Annotated in this window: 22 protein-coding genes; 19 read left to right on the forward strand and 3 right to left on the reverse strand. The window is 70.2% G+C overall.

What is annotated here, in order from left to right; translation table 11 throughout:
* Window positions 1-48 precede the first annotated feature (48 nt).
* From prmC to AB0A95_RS07950, 4 genes are all read left to right on the forward strand, one after another.
* The gene (prmC, locus tag AB0A95_RS07935; protein WP_357554866.1) at window positions 49-996 is read left to right on the forward strand and encodes a peptide chain release factor N(5)-glutamine methyltransferase; all 948 of its coding nucleotides are present in this window, start codon (window positions 49-51) and stop codon (window positions 994-996) included.
* Entirely contained in the window at window positions 996-1,643 is a 648-nt protein-coding gene (locus AB0A95_RS07940; protein WP_357554961.1) for an L-threonylcarbamoyladenylate synthase, read from the forward strand. The genes prmC and AB0A95_RS07940 overlap by 1 nt, the downstream gene beginning before the upstream one ends.
* Window positions 1,644-2,258, forward strand: a complete 615-nt coding sequence (locus AB0A95_RS07945) for a phosphotyrosine protein phosphatase (protein ID WP_357554867.1) — start codon at window positions 1,644-1,646, stop codon at window positions 2,256-2,258.
* A gap of 106 nt (window positions 2,259-2,364) precedes the next feature.
* On the forward strand, window positions 2,365-4,479 hold the full coding sequence (locus AB0A95_RS07950) for a transglycosylase domain-containing protein (RefSeq protein WP_357554868.1): 2,115 nt from the start codon (window positions 2,365-2,367) through the stop codon (window positions 4,477-4,479).
* Between the two features lie 256 nt (window positions 4,480-4,735).
* Here the strand turns inward: AB0A95_RS07950 and AB0A95_RS07955 are convergent, their stop codons facing one another.
* On the reverse strand, window positions 4,736-6,196 hold the full coding sequence (locus AB0A95_RS07955; protein WP_357554869.1) for an SDR family oxidoreductase: 1,461 nt from the start codon (window positions 6,194-6,196) through the stop codon (window positions 4,736-4,738).
* 35 nt (window positions 6,197-6,231) lie between these two features.
* Between AB0A95_RS07955 and glyA the strand changes: the two genes are divergently transcribed.
* The 13 genes from glyA to AB0A95_RS08020 all read left to right on the forward strand — a co-directional run bounded on the left by glyA (window position 6,232) and on the right by AB0A95_RS08020 (window position 17,208).
* Window positions 6,232-7,521, forward strand: a complete 1,290-nt coding sequence (gene glyA / locus AB0A95_RS07960; protein WP_357554870.1) for a serine hydroxymethyltransferase — start codon at window positions 6,232-6,234, stop codon at window positions 7,519-7,521.
* Window positions 7,514-7,939 carry a hypothetical protein gene (locus AB0A95_RS07965; RefSeq protein ID WP_357554871.1) on the forward strand — a complete coding sequence of 142 codons (426 nt, stop codon included), beginning with the start codon at window positions 7,514-7,516 and terminating at the stop codon, window positions 7,937-7,939. The genes glyA and AB0A95_RS07965 overlap by 8 nt, the downstream gene beginning before the upstream one ends.
* Window positions 7,940-8,120: 181 nt before the next feature.
* Window positions 8,121-8,357 carry an AtpZ/AtpI family protein gene (locus AB0A95_RS07970; protein ID WP_039908965.1) on the forward strand — a complete coding sequence of 79 codons (237 nt, stop codon included), beginning with the start codon at window positions 8,121-8,123 and terminating at the stop codon, window positions 8,355-8,357.
* A gap of 11 nt (window positions 8,358-8,368) precedes the next feature.
* Window positions 8,369-9,166 (forward strand): F0F1 ATP synthase subunit A, encoded by a 798-nt coding sequence (gene atpB, locus AB0A95_RS07975; protein ID WP_357554872.1) that lies wholly within the window; start codon window positions 8,369-8,371, stop codon window positions 9,164-9,166.
* A 64-nt stretch (window positions 9,167-9,230) separates the two neighbouring features.
* Entirely contained in the window at window positions 9,231-9,473 is a 243-nt protein-coding gene (locus AB0A95_RS07980) for an ATP synthase F0 subunit C (RefSeq protein WP_357246371.1), read from the forward strand.
* 27 nt (window positions 9,474-9,500) lie between these two features.
* Window positions 9,501-10,040, forward strand: coding sequence for a F0F1 ATP synthase subunit B (locus AB0A95_RS07985; RefSeq protein ID WP_357246368.1), 540 nt, complete (start codon window positions 9,501-9,503; stop codon window positions 10,038-10,040).
* Window positions 10,040-10,861, forward strand: coding sequence for a F0F1 ATP synthase subunit delta (locus tag AB0A95_RS07990; RefSeq protein WP_357554873.1), 822 nt, complete (start codon window positions 10,040-10,042; stop codon window positions 10,859-10,861). The genes AB0A95_RS07985 and AB0A95_RS07990 overlap by 1 nt, the downstream gene beginning before the upstream one ends.
* A 117-nt stretch (window positions 10,862-10,978) precedes the next feature.
* The gene (gene atpA, locus AB0A95_RS07995; RefSeq protein ID WP_357554874.1) at window positions 10,979-12,631 is read left to right on the forward strand and encodes a F0F1 ATP synthase subunit alpha; all 1,653 of its coding nucleotides are present in this window, start codon (window positions 10,979-10,981) and stop codon (window positions 12,629-12,631) included.
* Window positions 12,632-12,635: 4 nt separating this feature from the next.
* The gene (locus AB0A95_RS08000; RefSeq protein ID WP_357554875.1) at window positions 12,636-13,565 is read left to right on the forward strand and encodes a F0F1 ATP synthase subunit gamma; all 930 of its coding nucleotides are present in this window, start codon (window positions 12,636-12,638) and stop codon (window positions 13,563-13,565) included.
* Window positions 13,565-15,001 carry a F0F1 ATP synthase subunit beta gene (gene atpD / locus AB0A95_RS08005; RefSeq protein ID WP_357554876.1) on the forward strand — a complete coding sequence of 479 codons (1,437 nt, stop codon included), beginning with the start codon at window positions 13,565-13,567 and terminating at the stop codon, window positions 14,999-15,001. Before AB0A95_RS08000 ends, atpD begins: the two co-directional genes overlap by 1 nt.
* Window positions 15,002-15,224: 223 nt before the next feature.
* Window positions 15,225-16,370, forward strand: coding sequence for an LCP family protein (locus tag AB0A95_RS08010; protein WP_357554962.1), 1,146 nt, complete (start codon window positions 15,225-15,227; stop codon window positions 16,368-16,370).
* Window positions 16,371-16,458: 88 nt separating this feature from the next.
* Window positions 16,459-16,740 (forward strand): F0F1 ATP synthase subunit epsilon, encoded by a 282-nt coding sequence (locus AB0A95_RS08015; RefSeq protein ID WP_357066889.1) that lies wholly within the window; start codon window positions 16,459-16,461, stop codon window positions 16,738-16,740.
* 12 nt (window positions 16,741-16,752) lie between these two features.
* Window positions 16,753-17,208, forward strand: a complete 456-nt coding sequence (locus tag AB0A95_RS08020; RefSeq protein ID WP_357554877.1) for a DUF2550 domain-containing protein — start codon at window positions 16,753-16,755, stop codon at window positions 17,206-17,208.
* Between the two features lie 486 nt (window positions 17,209-17,694).
* Here the strand turns inward: AB0A95_RS08020 and AB0A95_RS08025 are convergent, their stop codons facing one another.
* Window positions 17,695-18,267 (reverse strand): cob(I)yrinic acid a,c-diamide adenosyltransferase, encoded by a 573-nt coding sequence (locus AB0A95_RS08025; RefSeq protein WP_357524736.1) that lies wholly within the window; start codon window positions 18,265-18,267, stop codon window positions 17,695-17,697.
* Between AB0A95_RS08025 and murA the strand changes: the two genes are divergently transcribed.
* The gene (gene murA, locus AB0A95_RS08030) at window positions 18,266-19,708 is read left to right on the forward strand and encodes a UDP-N-acetylglucosamine 1-carboxyvinyltransferase (protein ID WP_357554878.1); all 1,443 of its coding nucleotides are present in this window, start codon (window positions 18,266-18,268) and stop codon (window positions 19,706-19,708) included. The genes AB0A95_RS08025 and murA overlap by 2 nt on opposite strands.
* A 304-nt stretch (window positions 19,709-20,012) precedes the next feature.
* A complete protein-coding gene (locus tag AB0A95_RS08035; RefSeq protein ID WP_357554879.1) occupies window positions 20,013-20,861 on the forward strand; it encodes a 3-hydroxyacyl-CoA dehydrogenase family protein in 849 nt (282 codons plus the stop codon).
* Window positions 20,862-20,905: 44 nt separating this feature from the next.
* On the opposite strand, the gene AB0A95_RS08040 is transcribed toward AB0A95_RS08035, so the two are convergent.
* A complete protein-coding gene (locus tag AB0A95_RS08040) occupies window positions 20,906-21,586 on the reverse strand; it encodes an alpha/beta hydrolase-fold protein (RefSeq protein ID WP_357554880.1) in 681 nt (226 codons plus the stop codon).
* Between the last annotated feature and the right edge of the window lie 4 nt (window positions 21,587-21,590).

Here is a 21,590-nt window from a genome sequence, read left to right on the forward strand (position 1 = left end):
TCCGCGCACCCGTTGGTCGCGCCGCCCGCGACGCATCATGATTATCGCGTGACCACTCTGCCGCAACACCCCCCCGAAGGGACAGGCCCCGTCCGCCCGTCGGCCGCGGTGGCCCGAGCGGCCCGCGCGCTCGCCGCCGCCGGGGTCGGCTCGGCCCGGGTGGAGGCCGAGGTGCTGACTGCGTACGTGCTGGGGGTGCCCCGTGGTCGGCTGGCGCTCGCCGACGACCTCAGCCGCGAGCAGGTGGCGCGGCTCGACGGCCTGACCCGTCGGCGTGCCGCGCGCGAGCCGTTGCAGCACCTGACCGGCCGGGCCGGGTTCCGGCACCTCGAACTGTCGGTCGGCCCGGGTGTCTTCGTGCCCCGGCCGGAGACCGAGTTGCTGGCCGGCTGGGGCATCGAGCAGGCCCGGGGGCGGGTCGATCCGGTGGTGGTCGACCTCTGTAGCGGCTCGGGCGCGATCGCGCTGGCGGTGGCCCAGGAGGTGCCGGGGGCGCGGGTGATCGCTGTGGAGCGGTCCCCGCGGGCGCTGGCCTGGCTGCGGCGCAACGCGGCGGAGCGGGTCGGGGCGGGGGACCGGCCGATCGAGGTGGTCGAGGCCGACGTGACAGCGCCGGACCTGCTGGCGGCGCTGGTGGGCTCGGTGGACGTGCTGCTCTGCAACCCGCCGTACGTGCCCGACGACGTGGTGGTCCCGCCGGAGGTGGCCGGGCACGACCCCGCCGAGGCGGTCTTCGGCGGCGCGGACGGCCTGACGGTGATCCGTCCGGTCGTCGGTCGGGCGGCGGTGCTGCTGCGCGCGGGCGGCGTCTTCGGGGTCGAGCACGACGACACCCACGGCGCGGCGGTCCCCGGCCTGCTGGCCGAGGACGGCGGATTCACCGCCGTCGCGGAACATCTGGACCTCACCGGACGGCCCCGTTACGCCACCGCGTCCCGACGGGCGGACGGCCAGCACGCCCCGGCCGGGGCGGCGTGGCAGACTGACTCCCCGTGATGCTCTACGACTGCCGGTCGCCCGCCGATCGGGACCGCGGCATCGCCGCGGCGATCGAGGCGGTCAAGAACGGCGAGCTTGTCGTCCTCCCCACCGACACCGTCTACGGGATCGGCGCGGACGCGTTCACCCCGTACGCGGTCAAGGCCCTGCTGGATGCCAAGGGCCGGGGTCGACAGATGCCGCCGCCGGTGCTGATCGGCTCGCGGCACACCCTGGACGGGTTGGTCTTCTCGCTGCCCACCGCCGCCCGGGACCTGGTGGAGGCGTTCTGGCCGGGTGCGCTGACGATCGTGGTCGAGCACTCGCCGAGCCTCCAGTGGGATCTGGGCGACAAGACGGGCACTGTGGCGGTGCGGATGCCGCTGCACCCGGTGGCCCTGGAGGTGCTGCGCGAGACGGGCCCGATGGCGGTCTCGTCGGCCAACAAGACCGGCCAGCCCGCCGCGGTGACCGCCGAGGAGGCACGGGACCAGCTCAGCTACTCGGTGCGGGCCTACCTGGAGGCCGGGCCGTGCCCCGACCCGGTGCCCAGCACGATCGTGGATCTGACCGGTGAGGTGCCGCAACTGCTGCGGGCCGGGGCGATCCCGTTGGAGAAGCTGCGCGACGTGGTGCCGGACCTCGTCGACGTCCGGGGGGTCTGAGTGCCCCCGTTCACGGTCCTGCACGTCTGCATGGGCAACATCTGCCGCTCCCCGATGGCGGAGCGGCTGCTCGCCCTCGCGGTGCGGGAGCGGTTGACGCGGCGCGCGCAGGACCCGGCCCAGGCCGACGGGCTGGTGCACAGCCACAGCGCCGGCACTGGTGGTTGGCACGCGGGTGAGGAGATGAACCCGCCGGCGGCCCGGCAGGTCACCGGCCGTGGTGGGGACGTGGAGGGGTTCGCCGCGCGCAAGCTGCGCTCGGACCACATCGACGCCGCCGACCTGGTCCTGACCGCCACCGCCGACCAGCAGGAGTACGTGGTGGCGCTGCGCCCGGACGCGGCGGCCCGCACGTTCGTCCTGGGCGAGTTCGGTCGGCTGCTGGCCGCGGTGGACGCCGCCGCGTTGCCGCCGGGCGACGACGCGACCCCGGAGGCGGTGTACGCCCGGGGCGTGGCCCTGGTGGCCGCGGCTCACGACGCCCGGGTGGGCGCCTCGACGCTGCCGACGGACGATCTGGACGACCCGTGGGGTCGTGGTGACCAGTGCTTCAGCCGGGTCGCCGACGAGATCGAGGAGACGGTCCACCCGCTGGCCGGCGCACTGCTGCCCTGAGCGCGGTGCGAGTTTCCTCCGGGTTTGGGGAAAACCCGGGGCGAAAGGGGTGTTGCGGGTCATTCTGAACGGGTCCTAGCGTGACCGGCTCCTGCGGGGAGAGCTGATGATCCGGGCCCATCTCGACAAACTGCTGACCGTGGTGATCGCCGGCGTACTCGCCGGGTTGGTGCTGGCCGCGGCCGCCCTGCCGGCGGCGCTGGTGTTCGGGATCGGCTTCAGTGCCCTGTCCACGCCGTACTCGGAGCTGCCGAACACGCTCCGCACGCCGCCCACCGCCCAGCGCTCCAACCTCTACGCCAACGACGGCACCACCCTGATCACCTCCTTCTACCAGGAGGATCGGGTGGACGTGCCGCTGCACGAGGTGGCCCCGGTGATGCGCCAGGCGATCGTGGCCGCCGAGGACGTCCGGTTCTACAAGCACAGCGGCGTGGACCTGCGGGGCGTGGTACGCGCGTTCACCGTCAACCGACGCGACGGCCAGACCCGGCAGGGCGCCTCCACGCTGACCATGCAGTACGTCCGCAACGTGCTCAGCAGCGACCCCCGGTTGACCGAGGCGCAGCGCACGGCGGCCACCGAGGTCACCACCGCCCGCAAACTCCAGGAGATGCGGTACGCGCTCGCGTTGGAACGCGAACTCGACAAGGAGGAGATCCTCACCCGCTACCTCAACATCGCCTACTTCGGCGCCGGGGCGTACGGCATCGCGGCGGCCAGCAAGCGCTACTTCTCCCGGTCTCCGGCCGAGCTGACCCTGGCCCAGGCGGCACTGCTGGCCGGTCTGGTCCGCTCACCGGACAGCGACGACCCGATCAACGGCGACGCCGACAGCGCGCTGGCGCGGCGGTCGTACGTGTTGGAGCGACTTGTGGAGTCGGGGCAGGTGCCGGCGGACGCGGCGGCGGCGGCGCGGGCCGAGCCACTGCAACTACGGCCCAGCGAGACCCCGAACGACTGCACGGCGGTGCCCGAGAAGCACAACGACTGGGGGTTCTTCTGCGACTGGTTCACCCGCTGGTGGAGCAGCCAGTCCGCGTTCGGGTCGACGGCCGACGAGCGGCAGCGGGCGCTGCGCCGGGGCGGCTTCTCCATCGTGTCGTCGCTGGACCCCGGGGTGCAGCGGGCCACCACCGAGCAGGTGCTGAAGATCTATCAGCCGACCGATGCCGAGACGGTGCCGACCGCTGTGGTGCAACCGGGCACCGGGCGGGTGCTGGCGATGTCGGTGAACCGCGCCTACAGCGTGCGGGACAACCCGGTCGGGCAGAAGAACCGCCCCAACACGGTCAACCAGCTGATCGCCGGTGGTGGTGCGATCGAGGGGTACCAGGGCGGTTCGACGTTCAAGCTCTTCACCATGCTGGCCGCGCTGGAGGCGGGTCTGCCGCTGTCGACCGACTTCGTGGCGCCCACCCAGTTGCTCACCCGCTTCCCGGTGACGGGGGAGGCGAGCTGTGACGGCCACTGGTGTCCGGCGAACGCCAGCCCGTCGGCGATGGACGGCCCCCGCACCATGTGGAGCGCGTTCGGTCGGTCGGTGAACACGTACTTCGCCTGGCTCACCGAGAAGGTCGGCGCCGACCGGGTGGTGGAGATGGCCGAGCGGCTCGGCATCGTGCTCCGGGCCGACGCCGACGCCCGCCTGGCCCGCTACGGAGCGAAGGACTGGGGCCCGTTCACGTTGGGCGTTGCCGCGACCACGCCGTTGGACCTGGCCACCGCGTACGCCACGGTGGCGGCCGAGGGGATCCGGTGCGCGCCGCTGCCGGTGGTGTCGATCACCGACTCGGGCGGTCGGCCGGTCGACGCCGCCAAGCCGGACTGCCGACAGGTGCTCGACGCCGACGTGGCGCGGGCGGCCACCGACGCGGCCCGCTGCCCCGTCGGCGACCAGTCGATGTACGGGCGCTGCGACGGTGCCACCGCACCCGGTCTGCGGGCGCGGCTCGGTCGACCGGTGGCGGGCAAGACCGGCAGCTCGGAACGGTACGAGACGGAGACGGTCGTGGCGTTCACACCGCAGCTCGCGGTCGCTTCGATGGCGGCGAACCCGGACGACCCCCGGGACGCCGTCGGTCAGGCCGTGCAGGCCCGAATGGTGGACGCCGTCGGCGAGGTGCTCGCCACCGCCCTGCGCGACCAACCGATCCGCGACTTCGTGCCCCCCAGCGAACGCACGGCCTACCAGGTAACCGAAGCCCGCACCGGCAACTGACTCGACAGCGAACCGCACGTAAGAGGCGACAGGGATCAACCCTCACCCTGCCACCCTTTGCTCTGCACCCGCGGATGCGACGGCTACGGTCCGTGATCGGTGCACATCGGGGTGCAGAGCAAAGGGGGTCAGGGTGGGGGTGGTCTGCCGTGCCCCTTCGCCGCGCGAGGACGCGCCGCGCGAGGTACGCAGGAGGCCGGGGCGGCGGCGGCAGGCAGGCACAACCGACGCCCTTGGACGATCCCCACTGAGCCGATCAGGGAGTTTGTTCGGCGTTGCGGGCGATGTTGCGGGCCATCCCGCCGAAGACCACGGTGTGGAACGGGGCCACCGATTTCCAGTAGGCGTGGCCGGCCAGGCCGCGGGGCAGGAAGACCGCGCGTTGCTGGTAGCGGCTGCGACCGTCGTCGGCGGGCAGCACGCGCATCTCCAGCCAGGCCCGGCCGGGCAGCCGCATCTCGGCGCGCAGGCGCAGCAGCTCGCCGGGGACGATCTCCTCGACCCGCCAGAAGTCCAGCGCCTCACCGACCTGGAGGCGGTGCGGGTCCCGTCGGCCCCGACGCAGTCCGACGCCGCCGACCAGGCGGTCCAGCCAGCCGCGCACCGACCAGGCGAGCGGGAACGAGTACCAGCCGTGTTCGCCGCCGACCCCCTCGACGACCCGCCAGAGCGCGGCGGCCGGCGCGTCCACGGTTCTTTCCCGGACGTCGGTGTAGGCGGTGCCGCCGGACCAGCCCGGATCGCTGGGCAGTGGCTCGGCCGGCGCGTCCGGGCCGCTCGCTGTCGACCAGCGGGTCTCCACCTGGGCGTCCCGGACCTTGGCCAGCGCCAGCGCCACCGCGTCGTCGAAGCCGGTCAGCCCGCCGGGCGGGTCGGGAACGTACCGGACGATGTCGTGTTCGTGGGCGACCGCCTCCTGGATCAGGCTCTCCACCAGGGGGCGGGCGATGGCGTTCGGCACCGGGGTGATCAGGCCGATCCAGTGCGAGGAGAGTGCCGGGGTGAGCGCCCGGACCGGCACGATGATCCGCCGGCGCAGCCCGGCCACCCGGGCGTAGCGCTGCATCATCTCGCGGAAGGTGAGCACGTCCGGCCCGCCGATGTCGAAGCCCCGGTTGACCTCCGGCGGTAGCTCGGTGCAGCCGACCAGGTAGCTCAGCACGTCCCGGACGGCGATCGGCTGGATCCGGTTGCGCACCCAACGCGGTGTGATCATCGCGGGCAGTCGCTCGGTCAGGTACCGCAGCATCTCGAACGACGCCGAACCGGAGCCGATGATCACCGCGGCCCGGAGCACCGCCGTGGGCACCCCGCTGTCCAGCAGGATCCGTCCCACCTCGGCCCGGGAACGCAGGTGCGGCGAGGGGACCGCGTCGGTCGCCGGGAGCGGACCGCCCAGGTAGACGATCCGGCGTACGCCGGCCGCGCGGGCCGCCGCCGCGAAGTTCGTCGCCGCCGTCCGGTCGGCCGCCTCGAAGTCGGGTCGGCCGAGTGAGTGCACAAGGAAGTACGCGACGTCCACGTCGGCGAAGGCGGCGGGCAACGTGTCCGGCCGACTCAGGTCCCCCTCGACGATCTCGGCCGCCGAGGCCCAGGGCACATCGCGCAGCCGGACCACCTTGCGGGCCAGGCACCGCACTGTGTGACCCTCGGCGAGCAGCAGTGGCGTCAACCGCCCGCCGATGTATCCGGTGGCTCCGGTGACCAGGCATCTCACAGGTCCCAGTGTGCGGCCCCCTAGACTCGTTCGCTGTGGAGACCGAGACGAGCACCTTCTGGGGGCCGGATTTCGCCCAGCTCAGGGCCACCGACCCGGAGATCGCCGGGGTGGTCCTCGGCGAGCTGGACCGGTTGCGGGGTGGCCTGCAGCTCATCGCCAGCGAAAATCTGACCTCGCCGGCGGTGCTTGCCGCGCTCGGTTCGACGCTCACCAACAAGTACGCCGAGGGCTATCCGGGCCGGCGCTACTACGGCGGCTGCGCCGAGGTGGACCGGGCCGAGGAGATCGGCATCGCCCGGGCCAAGGAGCTCTTCGGGGCCGAGCACGCCAACCTCCAGCCGCACTCCGGGGCGAGCGCCAACCTGGCCGCGTACGCCGCGCTGGTGCAGCCGGGGGACACGGTGCTGGCGATGGACCTGCCGCACGGTGGGCACCTGACCCACGGCAGCCGGGTGAACTTCTCCGGCAAGTGGTTCCACCCGGTCGGTTACCCGGTCCGCCCGGACACCGAGCTGATCGACTACGACGAGGTACGCGATCTGGCGCGGACGCACCGACCCAAGCTGATCATCTGTGGCGCGACCGCGTACCCCCGCCTGATCGACTTCGCCCGGTTCCGGGAGATCGCCGACGAGGTCGGGGCGTACCTGATGGTGGACGCGGCGCACTTCATCGGCCTCGTCGCCGGCCGGGCGATCCCGTCCCCGGTGCCGTACGCGGACGTCGTCTGCGCGACCACCCACAAGGTGCTGCGCGGCCCGCGCGGCGGCATGATCCTCTGCCGTGAGTCGCTGGCCCAGCGGATCGACAAGGCGGTCTTCCCGTTCACCCAGGGCGGCCCGCTGATGCACGCCGTCGCGGCCAAGGCGGTCGCGCTGCGCGAGGCCGCCCAGCCCGAGTTCCAGACGTACGCCCGGCAGGTGGTCAGCAACGCCCAGGCGCTCGCGGCCGGGTTGGCCGACGAGGGGATGCGGCCGGTGTCCGGTGGCACCGACACCCACCTCGCCCTGATCGACCTGCGGGAGGTGGGGGTGACCGGCGCGGAGGCCGAGCGACGCTGCGACGCCGCGTCGATCACCCTGAACAAGAACGCCATCCCGTACGACCCACAGCCGCCGATGGTGGCCTCCGGCCTGCGGGTGGGCACCCCGAGCGTGACCACCCAGGGCATGCGGGAGGGGGAGCTGCGGCAGGTGGCGACGCTGATCGCCAGTGCGGTGCGCACCGATCCCGCCGCTGCGGGCGGTGCCGACGAGTTGACCCGGATCGGTGCCGAGGTGGCCGAGCTGGTCGCGGCGTTTCCGGCGTACCCCCGTGGCTGAGCCCGGGGTGGTCGCGCCGGACACCGACCGGCGGTGGCGGCTGCGGCACCTGCCGGTCCTGTTGGGCGCGTCGGCGGCGTTGGCAGTGCTCGCCGCGGTGGTGGGCGGGGTGACCGGTGGTGTGACGGCCGCGCTCGGCGCGGCGGCCGGCGTGGGCGTCACGGTGCTCAGCTACACGCTCACCACAGTGGTGTTGGCCCGGGCCGACGAGGTCAACCCGCAGTTGCTGCTGCCGCTCGGCCTGGGCCTGTACGTGTTGAAGTTCAGCCTGCTGGGTGCGGTGCTGGTGGCGGTGGCGTCGACCGGGTGGCCCGGTTTGATCCCTCTTTGCCTCGGCATCGTCGCCGGGGTGGCAGTGTGGACTGCGGTGCACCTCTGGTGGCTGACCACGGTGCACGCTCGCCGGCCGCGCGGCTGACCCGGCGGTCGTCCCAACCAGCGGACGCGCCGCAATGTGTCGGCCTCCGGTCATTTTCCGACGGGCGGAAGGGGAGTAGCGTGCCCACAGACGACGGCGCCCACGAGAAGCCCACACAACGATGGTTGTGCGGGGGGTGAGGCACAGCCTCGTCTTCCCGGCTGATATCGTTCGCCCCGTCATGGCTGATGACCAAACCCCCCGTCCCCCCGGTCAACCGGACGACTATCCGTCCGGTGCCGGTCAGGGCTGGACCGCACTCAGCTACCTCGTCGGAGGCATGCTCGTGTGGGGTTTCATCGGCTGGCTGGTCGACCAGTGGCTCGACACCGGTGGCGTCGCCACCGGGATCGGCTTCGTGCTCGGCATGGCCGGGGGAGTCATCCTGGTCATCCGCCGACTCGGCACGCCTACTTAGGAAGGGACGCGGTGTTCGGACAGGCGAACGTCCTGGCAGCGGGCCAGGCAGAATTCCCACCTAGCAAGGAGGACTTCTACCTGCCCAGCATCCTGCCCTGGGGTGCGCACGACTCCTACTGGTTCACCAAGTTCACGTTGATGGTCTGGATCGCGGTCGGCGTTCTGATCATCTTCTTCCTGGCGACCTACCGGAACCCGAAGCTGGTGCCGACCAAGAAGCAGTGGTTCGCCGAGTCGATCTACGGCTTCGTGCGCAACAACATCTCGGTCGACATGATCGGTCACCAGGGTGTGCGGTTCGCGCCCTACTTCACGACGCTGTTCTGCTTCGTGCTGGTGACGAACGCGTTCGCGATCATCCCGTTCTTCCAGATCTCGCCGAACTCGCACATCGCCTTCCCGGCGATCCTCGCGGTGATCAGCTACGTGCTGTTCAACTACATCGGCATCCGGCACCACGGCTTCGCCAAATACTTCAAGCACGCCCTGATCCCGCCGGCACCCTGGTACATCCTGCCGCTGCTGATCCCGATCGAGGCGTTCTCGACCTTCATCATCCGGCCGTTCTCACTGGCCGTCCGTCTCTTCGCGAACATGTTCGCCGGCCACATGCTCCTGCTGGTCTTCACGCTCGGCGGCTTCGCGATGCTCAGCTCCAACGCCTTGCTGGCGCCGGTCTCGGTGGTCTCCTGGGTGATGACCGTGGCGCTGACCCTTCTCGAAGCGCTGGTCATCGTCCTACAGGCCTACGTCTTCACGGTGCTGAGCGCCAGCTACATCCAGGGCGCGATCGCCGAAGAGCACTGATCCACCGCACCATCCGTTGTCGTCCCGCGTGAGAGACACGCGTGATAACCAGGAGGAACCACTAATGGATTACGTCGCCGCCGCAGAAGGTGTCGTTGGCAGCACCGCCGCCATCGGCTACGGCCTCGCGGCCATCGGCCCGGGCATCGGCGTTGGTCTGGTGTTCGCCGCCTACATCCAGTCGACCGCCCGGCAGCCCGAGTCGTCCCGGATGACCCTGCCGTACGTCTGGATCGGCTTCGCCGTCATCGAGGCGCTCGCGCTGTTCGGCATCGCCTTCGGCTTCATCTGGCAGGGAGAGCTCTAATCCCGCTCGTCGACCGGGAGGTCACCTATGTACTTCCTCGCCGCTGAGGGTGGTGAGTCAGACCACAACCCGATCATCCCGATTCCCGAGGAGATCGTGGTCGGCATTGTCGCCTTCGCCGTGCTCTGCTTCGTGCTGATCAAGTTCGTCTTCCCCCGCATGGAGCAGACGTTCCAGGCTCGGGTCGACGCGATCGAGGGCGGCATCAAGCGAGCCGAGGCCGCCCAGGCCGAGGCGAACCAGCTGCTCGAGCAGTACCGTGCCCAGCTCGCTGAGGCCCGGACCGACGCCGCCAAGATCCGTGACGACGCGCGGGCCGACGCCGAGGGGATCCGACAGGACATCCTCGCGAAGGCGCGGGAAGAGTCCGACCGGGTCATCCAGGCGGGCAAGGACGCGCTCGCCGCCGAGCGGGCCACCATCGTGCGCGAGCTGCGCGCGGAGGTCGGCACGATCGCGGTGGACCTGGCCAGCAAGATCGTTGGTGAGTCGCTGGCCGACGAGGCGCGGCGTAAGGGCACCGTCGACCGGTTCCTGAGCGGCCTCGAGAGCACGGGGGCCCGCTGATGCAGGCCGCCAGCCGGGAGTCGTACAAGGTCGCGGCCGAGCGCCTCGACGCGTACGTCCGCGGCGCGGAGCCGTCGGCGGTGACCTCCACCGCCGATGCCATCCTCTCCGTGGCGACCCTGCTGCGGCGTGAGCCGCGGCTGCGCCGGGCGCTCTCCGAGCCGTCCCGGTCCGGCGAGGACCGTGGCGCCCTGCTCGGCGACATGCTGGGCGGGCGGATCGGCGCGGACGCGCTCGACCTGCTCGTGTCGCTTGTCGCCGGCCGGTGGTCGGCACCGTCGGAGCTGCTCGACGGCGTCGAGCGCCTCGGCGTGGAGGCGCTGCTCGCCAGCGCCGACAAAGCCGGCGAACTGGGTGAGGTCGAGGACGAGCTGTTCCGCTTCGGTCAGGTCGTGGCCGGTCAGTCGGCGTTGGGCAACACGCTGGCCGACCCGGTCGCCCCGGTCGAGCAGCGGGCCACGCTGGCCCGCGAGCTGCTCGCCGACAAGGCCCGTCCGGTCACCGTCCGCCTCGTCGAGGTGGCGCTCGGCGGGTTCGGCGGGCGCTCCTTCACCGGCGCGTTGACCCGGCTGGTGGAGCTCGCCGCCGAGCGAAGCGACCGGCAGGTGGCGTACGTGACAGTCGCGGCCCCGTTGAGTGACGAGGACGAACGCCGGCTGGGTGCGAGCCTCGCCGCGATATACGGTCGAGAGGTCTCCGTCAAGCAGACGGTCGCCCCGCACGTCCTGGGTGGCGTGAGTGTTCGGGTCGGCTCCGACCTGTACGACGGCACCATCCTGCGTCGCCTCAACGAGACCCGCAACGCGCTCGCGAAGCGCTGAGCGGCTTCGCCGCCCAGCTTTGGGGTGGCTGGACCGCTCAGCGCCCGGATTGACAGACGCCATTCGGACCGGTCGGTACTAGGTATCCCGGGCCCCTGAATTTTAAGGAAGCAGAGGATGGCCGAGCTGACCATCTCGACGGAGGAGATCCGCGGCGCCCTGGAGCGCTACGTCTCTTCCTACTCGTCCGACGTCTCCCGCGAGGAGGTCGGCACCGTCGCCGACACCGGTGACGGCATCGCCCACGTCGAGGGCCTGCCCTCGACCATGACCAACGAGCTCCTGGAATTCGAGGACGGCACGCTCGGCGTGGCGTTGAACCTCGACGTCCGGGAGATCGGTGTCGTCGTTCTCGGTGACTCCGCCAAGCTGGAGGAGGGGCAGCGCGTCAAGCGCACCGAGCGGGTTCTCTCCGTTCCGGTTGGCGATGCCTTCCTCGGCCGCGTTGTCGACGCGCTCGGCAAGCCGATCGACGGGCTCGGCGACATCGCCAACGAGGGCTTCCGCGAGCTGGAGTTGCAGGCTCCGAACGTGATGTCCCGCCAGTCGGTGTTCGAGCCGCTACAGACCGGCATCAAGGCCATCGACGCGATGACCCCGATCGGCCGGGGCCAGCGGCAGCTGATCATCGGTGACCGGAAGACCGGTAAGACCACCGTCGCCCTGGACGCGATCCTCAACCAGCGGGACAACTGGCGCACCGGCGACCCGAAGAAGCAGGTCCGCTGCATCTACGTCGCCATCGGTCAGAAGGCCTCCACGATCGCCTCGATCAAGGGCCAGCTGGAAGAGGCCGGCGCGATGGAGTACACGACCATCGTGGCCTCCCCGGCGTCCGACCCGGCCGGCTTCAAGTACCTGGCCCCGTACACCGGCTCGTCCATCGGGCAGCACTGGATGTACGGCGGCAAGCACGTCCTGATCGTCTTCGACGACCTGAGCAAGCAGGCCGAGGCGTACCGGGCCGTGTCGCTGCTGCTGCGTCGCCCGCCGGGCCGCGAGGCGTACCCGGGCGACGTCTTCTACCTGCACTCCCGCCTGCTGGAGCGCTGCGCGAAGCTCTCCGACGAGCTGGGTGGCGGCTCGATGACCGGTCTGCCGATCATTGAGACGAAGGCCAACGACATCTCGGCCTTCATCCCGACCAACGTCATCTCGATCACCGACGGCCAGATCTTCCTGGAGACCGACCTGTTCAACCAGGGCGTTCGTCCGGCGATCAACGTCGGCACCTCGGTCTCCCGGGTCGGCGGTGCCGCCCAGGTGAAGCCGATGCGCAAGGTCGCCGGTTCGCTGCGGCTGAACCTCGCGCAGTACCGCGAGCTGGAGGCGTTCGCCGCCTTCGCCTCCGACCTGGACCGGGCTTCCCGGGCCCAGCTCGACCGCGGTGTACGCCTCGTCGAGCTGCTCAAGCAGCCGAACTACTCGCCGTTCCCGGTCGAGCAGGAGGTCGTCTCGGTCTGGGCCGGTGTCGAGGGCAAGCTTGACGACATCCCGGTGGGCGAGGTTCGTCGCTTCGAGGCGGAGTTCCTCCAGTACCTGCGGCACAAGCACCAGGGCGTGCTGGCCGGGATCGCCGACAACCAGTGGGGCGACGACATCGTCAGCTCCCTGGACGCCGCGATCACCGAGTTCAAGCAGGTCTTCCTCAACAAGGACGACGAGCGCACGGTCAATGACGCGCCGGCCGCACCGCTTGAGGGCGACGAGAACCGCGAGACGGTGACCCGCTTCCGCGACAGCGCGACCGACCGCCCGGCCGAGAGCTGATCTGATGGCCGCCCAGGTACGCGTTCTTCGTCAACGGATCCGCTCGGCGAAGTCGATGAAGAAGATCACCAAGGCGATGGAGCTCGTGGCGACGAGCCGGATCGCCAAGGCTCAGGCCCGGGTGCAGGCGTCCCTGCCGTACGCCCAGGCCATCACCGGTGTGCTCACGGCGCTGGCGTCCAACGCTCGGATCGACCACCCGCTGCTCACCCCGCGCGAGCGGGTGCGGCGGGCGGGCGTCCTGTTGGTCACCAGTGACCGTGGTCTGGCCGGCGGCTACAGCTCCAACGCGATCAGGATGGCGGAGTCGCTGATCGCGCGGCTCAAGGCGGACGGCAAGGAGCCGGTGCTCTACGTGATCGGGCGTAAGGGTGTCGGGTTCTACCGGTTCCGCAACCGGCCGATCGAGGCGAACTGGACCGGCTTCAGTGAGCAGCCGTCGTTCGAGGACGCACGTACCGTCGGTGAGACGCTGATCAAGGCGTTCACCGCCGGTGCGGACGACGCCGACGGCAGCGCCGGGGCGGACGGGGTGCTCGGCGTCGACGAGTTGCACATCGTCTACACCGAGTTCCACTCGCTCATGACGCAGAACCCGGTAACCAAGATCATTGGTCCGATGCAGGTGGAGGACCGGCCGCGCTCCGAGGGGTTGCTGCCGGCGTACGAGTTCGAGCCGGAGGCGGAGGCGCTGCTCGACGCGCTCCTGCCGAGGTACATCAACACGCGGATCTACGCGGCGTTGATCGAGTCGGCGGCGAGTGAGTCGGCGGCCCGGCGGCGGGCGATGAAGAGCGCCACCGACAACGCCGAAGAGATGATCGAGAAGTACACGCGCGAGATGAACTCGGCTCGCCAGGCCGGGATCACCCAGGAGATCAGCGAGATCGTCGGCGGCGCCAACGCGCTGGCCGCGTCGGGAAGTGAAGTGTGATGACTGCACCAGTAGAGACCAAGACGGCCACGGGTCGCGTGGTCCGGGTCATCGGCCCGGTCGTCGACGCCGAATTCCCGCGTGACGCCATGCCGCCCCTGTTCAACGCCCTCAACGTCACGGTGAACCTGTCCGGCGGTGAGAAGACGCTGACCCTGGAGGTCGCCCAGCACCTGGGTGACAACCTGGTCCGTGCCATCTCGATGCAGCCGACCGACGGCCTGGTCCGCGGCGCCGAGGTGCGCGACCGCGGCGAGCCGATCACGGTGCCGGTGGGCGACGCGGTCAAGGGCCACGTGTTCAACGCGATCGGCGAGGTGCTCAACCTCACCGAGGGCGAGACGTTCGAGGCCGACGACCGGTGGGGCATCCACCGCAAGGCCCCGGCCTTCGCGGACCTGGAGCCGAAGACCGAGATGCTGGAGACCGGCATCAAGGTCATCGACCTGCTCGCCCCGTACGTCAAGGGCGGCAAGATCGGCCTGTTCGGCGGCGCGGGCGTGGGCAAGACGGTGCTCATCCAGGAGATGATCACCCGGGTTGCCCGCAACTTCGGTGGTACCTCGGTGTTCGCCGGCGTGGGTGAGCGCACCCGTGAGGGCAACGACCTCATCGCCGAGATGACCGAGTCCGGCGTCATCGACAAGACCGCACTTGTCTACGGCCAGATGGACGAGCCGCCGGGCACCCGGCTGCGGGTGGCGCTCTCCGCGCTGACCATGGCGGAGTACTTCCGGGACGTGAAGAAGCAGGAGGTGCTGCTCTTCATCGACAACATCTTCCGCTTCACGCAGGCCGGTTCCGAGGTGTCCACCCTGCTCGGCCGTATGCCGAGCGCCGTGGGTTACCAGCCGACCCTGGCCGACGAGATGGGCGAGCTCCAGGAGCGGATCACCTCCGTCCGGGGCCAGGCCATCACCTCCATGCAGGCGATCTACGTGCCGGCGGACGACTACACCGACCCCGCCCCGGCCACCACGTTCGCCCACCTGGACGCGACCACCAACCTGGAGCGGTCGATCTCCGACAAGGGCATCTACCCGGCCGTGGACCCGCTGGCGTCCTCGTCCCGGATCCTCGCCCCGGAGTTCGTCGGCCAGGAGCACTTCCAGGTGGCCACCGAGGTGAAGCGGATCCTGCAGCGCTACCGCGACTTGCAGGACATCATCGCCATCCTCGGCATCGAGGAGCTCTCCGAGGAAGACAAGATCACCGTGGCGCGGGCCCGGCGGATCGAGCGCTTCCTCTCGCAGAACACCTACGCGGCGGAGCAGTTCACCGGCGTACCGGGCTCGACGGTCCCGATCAAGGAGACCATCGAGGCGTTCCGGAAGATCAGCGAGGGTGAGTACGATCACTTCCCCGAGCAGGCGTTCTTCATGTGCGGCGGTCTCGAGGACCTGGAGCGCAAGGCTGAGGAGCTGATGAAGGGCTGATAAGCCCCGATTCGACCCGAACGAAAAAGACTGCCCCGGCAACGCCGGGGCAGTCTTTTGTTCATCTTCGCGTCTTACCATCGTCGCGGTCCGTTACTCGGGGTCGTCCGTTTCCAACAACCCGAGATACGTTCTATCCGCACGCTCACCCGACGAGCGTTGATCTTTGCAACCTTTCGACGACGTGCGCCCGTCTTCCCTCGTGTGGGCGTAACGAACGGAGCTGCTCGTGGGTAAGGCCGGCAAGCGTGGCCGCAAGTCGTCCGTCTGGCGGGGCGTCCCGCGCTGGGCCAGGATCTGCACGGTGTTCGGCACCGTGCTGGTCGTGCTCAGCGGTGCGGTGCTTGTCGGCGCGGAGGTCCTGATGGCCCGCTACGAGGGCGCGGTCGGCAAGGCGGACCTCTTCGGCGACCAGGCGGCCGGCGCCCAGCCGAAGAAGAGCGACATCAAGGGTCCACTCAACATCCTGCTCGTCGGCATCGACCCGCGTACGGCGACGGCCGCGCCGTTGGCCGACTCGATCATGGTGTTGCACGTGCCGGAGTCGATGGACCGGGCCTACCTGTTCTCCCTGCCGCGTGACCTCTACGTGCCGATCCCGGCGTTCAAGAAGGCCAACTTCGCCGGCGAGACCACGAAGATCAACGCTGCCATGTCGTTCGGCAGTCAGATGCCGGGAGGGAACCCCGACGCGGCGCGCGGCTTCGAGCTCTTGGCCACCACGGTGCAGAACGTGACAGGCATCAAACGGTTCGACGCCGGCGCCATCATCAACTTCACCGGCTTCCAGAAGATCGTCGACGCCATGGGTGGCGTCGACATGTACATCGAGCGCGAGGTCAAGTCCGAGCACAAGCAGCCCGACGGTAAGCCGCGACCGGGCAAGACGTACGGCGAGGGCTACGTCGGCCCGCAGGCGGTCTACAAGAAGGGCAACCAGCACCTCAGCGGGTGGCAGGCCCTGGACTACGTCCGGCAGCGCTACCCGAAGAACGGCGTCCCGGACTCCGACTACGGCCGGCAGCGCCACCAGCAGCAGTTCGTCAAGGCCATGGTCGGCCAGGCGTTCAGCGCCGACGTGGTGGCCAACCCGATCAAGTTGGACAAGGTGCTCCGCGCCGCAGGTCAGTCGCTGATCTTCAACGGTCGGGGCAGCAGCGTCGTCGACTTCGGGCTCGCCCTGAAGGACCTCCGCCCCAACACCATCCAAATGATCAAGCTCGCCGGTGGCGAACTCACGAACAGCAGAGGCGTCTATCTCGGCGAGCAGTTCCAGCCGGGCGTCGCGGACTTCTTCACCGCCCTGCACAACGAGCAGCTCGATCCGTTCCTGCTGGAGCATCCGGACTTCGTCAACAAGACCAAGTAGTCGCGGCGCGGTTCTCGCCACCCGCGTTGGGAGCGCCCGCGCGTCAGGCTAGACTTTCGGCAATCCGTCGCCGCAGCAAGGAGACAGCGTGGCAAAGCAGCTTCACGTCGAGCTCGTCGCCGTCGAGGAGAAGGTCTGGTCCGGTGACGCCGAGATGCTCGTCGCCCGGACGACCGAAGGCGAGCTCGGTGTCCTGCCGGGGCACGCGCCGCTGCTCGGCCAGCTCGCGGAGCCCGGTCAGGTCCGCATCAAGCTCGCCGGCGGTGAGCAGGTCTCCTACGAGGTGGCCGGCGGCTTCCTCTCGGTGAGCGCCGACGGCGTCATCGTGCTGGCCGAGAGCGCAACCCCGGTCTCCGCGCAGAGCCGCTGAGCCACACCGGGGATGGACATCGTCGAAGGAATCGGGATCGGCGTTGTCGTCATCCTCGGCGCGCTTCTGACCCTCTTCGTCCGGCGAGCCCTCGTCACCCGCAGCGGTGGCATCATCCGGCTCAGCGTCCGAGTCACCACAGTGCTCGACGGCCGTGGCTGGTCGCCCGGCTTCGGCCGGTTCGCCGGTGACGAGCTGCGGTGGTACAGGATGTTCAGCTTCGCGATCCGACCCAAGCGGGTTCTCTCCCGCAAGGGGTTGGCGGTCGAGCGCCGTCGACTGCCGGAGGGCCAGGAACGGCTCTCCATGCCGGCCGACTGGGTGATCCTCCGCTGTACCAGTAACCACGCACCGGTGGAGATCGCCATGGCGCGGTCGACAGTTACCGGGTTCCTGTCTTGGCTTGAGGCCGCTCCTCCGGGGGCGGTCTCGCCGCGTATGGCCTCCCAGGATTGGCCGGCTGCCTGAGCTTCGCCTTTGGGTGCTGTGGGGGTTTCCGGGGGAGCCCACCCGGCTCCGGGCGGTCAGGCTTGATCCCTGCGCCGGGCGGGCGCCCCCGGAAGCCCGTTCTTGTCGCTGTGCGTCTGTCTGGCGTGGTCTTCAGCACCTGCCCGTTACCGGTTTGGCGGAGTCTTGCCTGCTCGGTGGTTGTTGCTGCCCCGGCCGCCTCGCGGTGGGCGAGCAGGCTGGTTGATCGACTCGGCTTTCTTGATGTCGGGGTGTTCTGCTGGGCCGGATGCCGCGGTATTCATGATTCCGAGTGGATCATGGGCGGGGCTTGCCTCGCTGCGCCTCGGCCTGCTGCGCCCGGCCGCTTCGCCTCGCCTGCTGCGTCCGGCTGCTGCGTCCGGGCGGTGTGGCGTGGGCGCCGCTTGTGAGTCGCCGGCAGTGGCTACGCGTGGGGGCGGACGGATTGGGAACCCAGACCTCGACGGGGTGCGGTGCACCGACGTTCTAGCGCTTGCCGCCCGGCACCCATAGCACGTCTCCCGCCGGATTTGCCGTTCTTGACAGGATAAAGAGCAGATCGGAGAGCCGGTTGAGATACTTTGCCGGGAGCGTGCTGGTTCGTTCCGGATCGTGGCTGACCAGCGCCCACGCTGCCCGCTCGGCACGCCGGGCGGTCGTCCGCGCCACGTGTAGCAGCGCCGCGCCCGCGGTGCCGCCGGGGAGGATGAAGGAGTCGAGCTTGCTCAGGCGTGCGTTGTACTCGTCGCACCAGCCCTCCAGGCGCTCGACGTACTCCTCGGTCACCCGCAGCGGCGGGTACTTCGGCTCCGGTTCGACAGGGGTGGACAGGTCGGCGCCGACGTCGAACAGGTCGTTCTGCACCGACCCCAGCACGTCCCGCAGTTCCTGGTCGAGCCCGCCCAGGGCGAGCGCGACGCCGATCGCCGCGTTGCACTCGTCGACATCCGCGTACGCGGCGATCCGTGGATCGGTCTTCGGCACCTGCTCGTTGTTGCTCAGCCTGGTCATGCCGGCGTCGCCGGCCTTGGTGTAGATGCGCGTGAGGTGGACGGCCATGACGCACAGCCTACGGATTCCCGACCTGACGATCCCGGCGCGGCCGGACAGTGCTCCCAGTTGGCCGGTGGTGGTGGGCCCCGGCGAGGCGGGCGATCCGGCGGTCAACGATGTCGACGTCATTCGGGTCCATGGTGACGTCCGGCTGGCCGGCACCGTGCACGTGGTCGGCGCCAAGAACTCGGCACTGAAGTTGATGGCCGCCGCGCTGCTCGCCCCGGGCCGCAGCGTGATCACGAACGTTCCCCGGATCACCGACATCGCGATCATGGGTGAGGTGCTGCGTCGGCTGGGGTGCGACGTCCGGTTCGACGCGGACGACCCGGTCGACCCGATGGTCGCCCGCGGCGGCGTGGCCCGGTCCCGGTCGGTGACCATCGACGTGCCCGAGCAGCCCGGCACGGACGCCGACTACGACCTGGTCCGCCGGTTGCGCGCGTCGATCTGTGTGCTCGGCCCGCTGCTGGCCCGCCGGGGGTACGTGCGGGTCGCCCACCCCGGCGGCGACGCCATCGGGTCACGGGGGCTGGACATGCACATCTCCGGGCTGACCCGGATGGGCGCGGAGATCTCCGGTGAGCACGGCTTCGTCATCGCCTCCGCCGCACACGGGCTGCGTGGCGCGGACATCGTGCTGGACTTCCCCAGCGTCGGCGCGACCGAGAACCTGGTGATGGCGGCGGTGCTGGCCCAGGGCGTCACGACCATCGACAACGCGGCCCGGGAGCCGGAGATCGTCGACATCTGCACGATGCTCAACCAGATGGGCGCCCGAATCTCCGGCGCGGGCACGTCCACCTTGCGGATCACCGGAGTGCCGGGTCTGCATCCCGTCCGGCACGCCACTGTGGGGGACCGGATCGTCGCCGGCACCTGGGCGTTCGGGGCCGCGATGACCCGGGGCGACGTGACGGTGACGGGGCTGGACCCGGCGTACCTGGAGGTCGCGCTGGACAAGGTGGTCGCGGCCGGCGGCCTGGTGGAGACCCGGGGGGACGGCTTCCGGGTACGCATGGACGACCGGCCCCGGGCGGTGGACGTGGTGACGTTGCCGTACCCCGGCTTCGCCACCGACCTGCTGCCGATGGCGATCGGGCTGGCCGCGGTCAGCGACGGCGCCTCCCTGATCACCGAGAACATCTTCGACGGCCGGTTCATGTTCGCCAACGAGATGATGCGGCTCGGCGCGGACATCAAGACCGACGGGCACCACGCGGTGGTCCGTGGGCGGGGTCGGCTCTCCGGTGCCCCGGTCCAGGCGACCGACATCCGTGCCGGTGCCGGGCTGATCATCGCCGGGCTGTGTGCGCAGGGGGTCACCGAGGTCTCCCACGTGCATCACGTCGACCGGGGCTATCCGGACTTCGTGGCCGATCTCCGCGCCCTCGGGGTGGCGGTCGAGCGGGGCACCACCCCCGAGGAACCGTCGCTGGAGATCTGAGGCCAGTTCCGTGCGTGGGGCACACCGAGCCCGGCGTCCACCGGCGGTGGCAACGGGTTCCGACCAAGGGCGTGGCACGCATGACGAACGCCTGGGCAATTCCGCTGGGCTGCTGCCGTAGGGTTCGCCCGCACCCGCGGGGACCTTTGTTCGCCGAGCGGAGTCGTGAATCCGTCACCGCTCCCTACCCCGCTCAGGCTCACCGAAAGCGCCAGACATCCGTCACGTGTGGAGCGCTTAGTCATCGTTCAGGCTCGCCGACTACTGTGCAGTGAGGCACTCAATCGCAGCGAGGGAGAAGTAGATGGCGGGTCGACTCGCGGTCGTCGGGGCTGGGTTGATGGGCTCCGGCATCGCCCAGGTGGCGGCACAGGCGGGCTGGCAGGTGACGCTGCGCGACCTGGACGACGCGGCCACCACCCGAGGGCTCGGCGGCATCCGGAAGTCACTGGAGAAGTTCGCCGAGAAGGGCAAGATCGAGGCGTCCGAGGTCGAGCCGACGCTGGCCCGGATCACCCCGACCACCGACCTGGAAGCGGCGGCGGACGCGGACATCGTGGTCGAGGCCGTCTTCGAGCGGCTGGAGATCAAGCACGAGGTGTTCCGCGCCCTCGACAAGATCTGCAAGGCCGACGCGGTGCTCGCCACCAACACCTCGGCCATTCCGGTCACCCAGATCGCCGCGGTGACCGAGCGGCCGGAGGCTGTCGTCGGCACCCACTTCTTCTCCCCGGTGCCGATGATGCAGCTCTGCGAGCTGGTCCGCGGTTACCAGACGAGTGACGCCACGCTGGACACCGCACGGGCCTTCGCCGAGGAGGTCGGCAAGACGGTGGTGGTGGTCAACCGGGACATCGCCGGTTTCGTCACGACCCGGCTGATCTCCGTTCTGGTCGCGGAGGCGGCCAAGCTGGTCGAGTCCGGGGTGGTGTCCGCCGAGGATCTGGACACGGCCTGCCGCCTGGGCTTCGGGCACGCGATGGGCCCGCTGGCCACCATCGACCTGACCGGCGTGGACGTGCTGCTGCACGCCATGAAGAACATCTACGCGGACACGGCCGACGAGAAGTTCTTCCCGCCGGAGCTGCTCCAGCGGATGGTCACCGCCGGTGACCTGGGCCGCAAGACCGGCAAGGGCTTCTACACCTACTGAGGCAGGCAACCGCGGGGGCGCGTTCACGGGCCCCCGCGGTCGGCTCAGGTGGGGCCGGCCGGCGCGGTTAACGCCGCCGCGACGAAGTCGAGGGCGTCGGGGATGACCGAGCCCCAGTACCGGAAGTCGTGTCGGCCGTCGGCGTACTCCGCGCGGACCGCCGGCTCCGGCAGGGCCCGCTCCAGCGCCTGCACGTCGTCGAGGAAGTCGTCCTGCCGGCCGCACCAGAGGCCCAGCGGAGTGCCGCGCAGCCGGTCGACGCCGGCGAAGACGGCATCGCCGGGCGCGACGGCGGGGGAGAAGGCCGCCACCGCCCGGAGCAGGCCCGGCCAGGTCTCGGCGAGCAACAGCGAGCCGTAGCCCCCCATCGACCAGCCCCAGGCCGCCAGCCGGGTGGTGTCGAAGCCCCGCTCGGCGCACCAGGCCGGCAACTCCTCCCGCACCATCAGTTGCGGGTCGTCCCGGCCGGCGGGGCGCCAGGAGAGGCGATCGCCTGTCGCTCCGGCGAGCACGAACGGTGGCGTGCCTCGGCGTACCGCGTCGGTCAGGAAGCGCCCCAGGCCGAGCCCGGGGAAGTCGCCTGCGGTGGTGGAAGCGCCGTGCAGCACCAGGCAGACCGGCAGCCCCTGGCCGTCGCCGTGCCCGTCCGGGACGGCGGTGTAGAAGTCGACAGAGCGACCACGTGCGGCGGACGGTCGAGCACGCCGGGTCGGTCGAGCGGCCATCGAC

The organism is Micromonospora sp. NPDC049230, from assembly GCF_040647875.1.
Taxonomy (GTDB): domain Bacteria; phylum Actinomycetota; class Actinomycetes; order Mycobacteriales; family Micromonosporaceae; genus Micromonospora.

Coding starts and splice junctions, on each gene's coding strand:
- AB0A95_RS07970 (WP_039908965.1), top strand. CDS start 8,121: ATGGCTGATGACCAAACCCCCCGTCCCCCCGGTCAACCGGACGACTAT.
- atpA (WP_357554874.1), top strand. CDS start 10,979: ATGGCCGAGCTGACCATCTCGACGGAGGAGATCCGCGGCGCCCTGGAG.
- AB0A95_RS08035 (WP_357554879.1), top strand. CDS start 20,013: ATGGCGGGTCGACTCGCGGTCGTCGGGGCTGGGTTGATGGGCTCCGGC.
- AB0A95_RS08000 (WP_357554875.1), top strand. CDS start 12,636: ATGGCCGCCCAGGTACGCGTTCTTCGTCAACGGATCCGCTCGGCGAAG.
- AB0A95_RS07940 (WP_357554961.1), top strand. CDS start 996: ATGCTCTACGACTGCCGGTCGCCCGCCGATCGGGACCGCGGCATCGCC.
- AB0A95_RS07985 (WP_357246368.1), top strand. CDS start 9,501: ATGTACTTCCTCGCCGCTGAGGGTGGTGAGTCAGACCACAACCCGATC.
- murA (WP_357554878.1), top strand. CDS start 18,266: ATGACGCACAGCCTACGGATTCCCGACCTGACGATCCCGGCGCGGCCG.
- atpD (WP_357554876.1), top strand. CDS start 13,565: ATGACTGCACCAGTAGAGACCAAGACGGCCACGGGTCGCGTGGTCCGG.
- AB0A95_RS07950 (WP_357554868.1), top strand. CDS start 2,365: ATGATCCGGGCCCATCTCGACAAACTGCTGACCGTGGTGATCGCCGGC.
- AB0A95_RS07990 (WP_357554873.1), top strand. CDS start 10,040: ATGCAGGCCGCCAGCCGGGAGTCGTACAAGGTCGCGGCCGAGCGCCTC.
- AB0A95_RS08040 (WP_357554880.1), bottom strand. CDS start 21,586: ATGGCCGCTCGACCGACCCGGCGTGCTCGACCGTCCGCCGCACGTGGT.
- AB0A95_RS07980 (WP_357246371.1), top strand. CDS start 9,231: ATGGATTACGTCGCCGCCGCAGAAGGTGTCGTTGGCAGCACCGCCGCC.
- AB0A95_RS08020 (WP_357554877.1), top strand. CDS start 16,753: ATGGACATCGTCGAAGGAATCGGGATCGGCGTTGTCGTCATCCTCGGC.
- AB0A95_RS08025 (WP_357524736.1), bottom strand. CDS start 18,267: ATGGCCGTCCACCTCACGCGCATCTACACCAAGGCCGGCGACGCCGGC.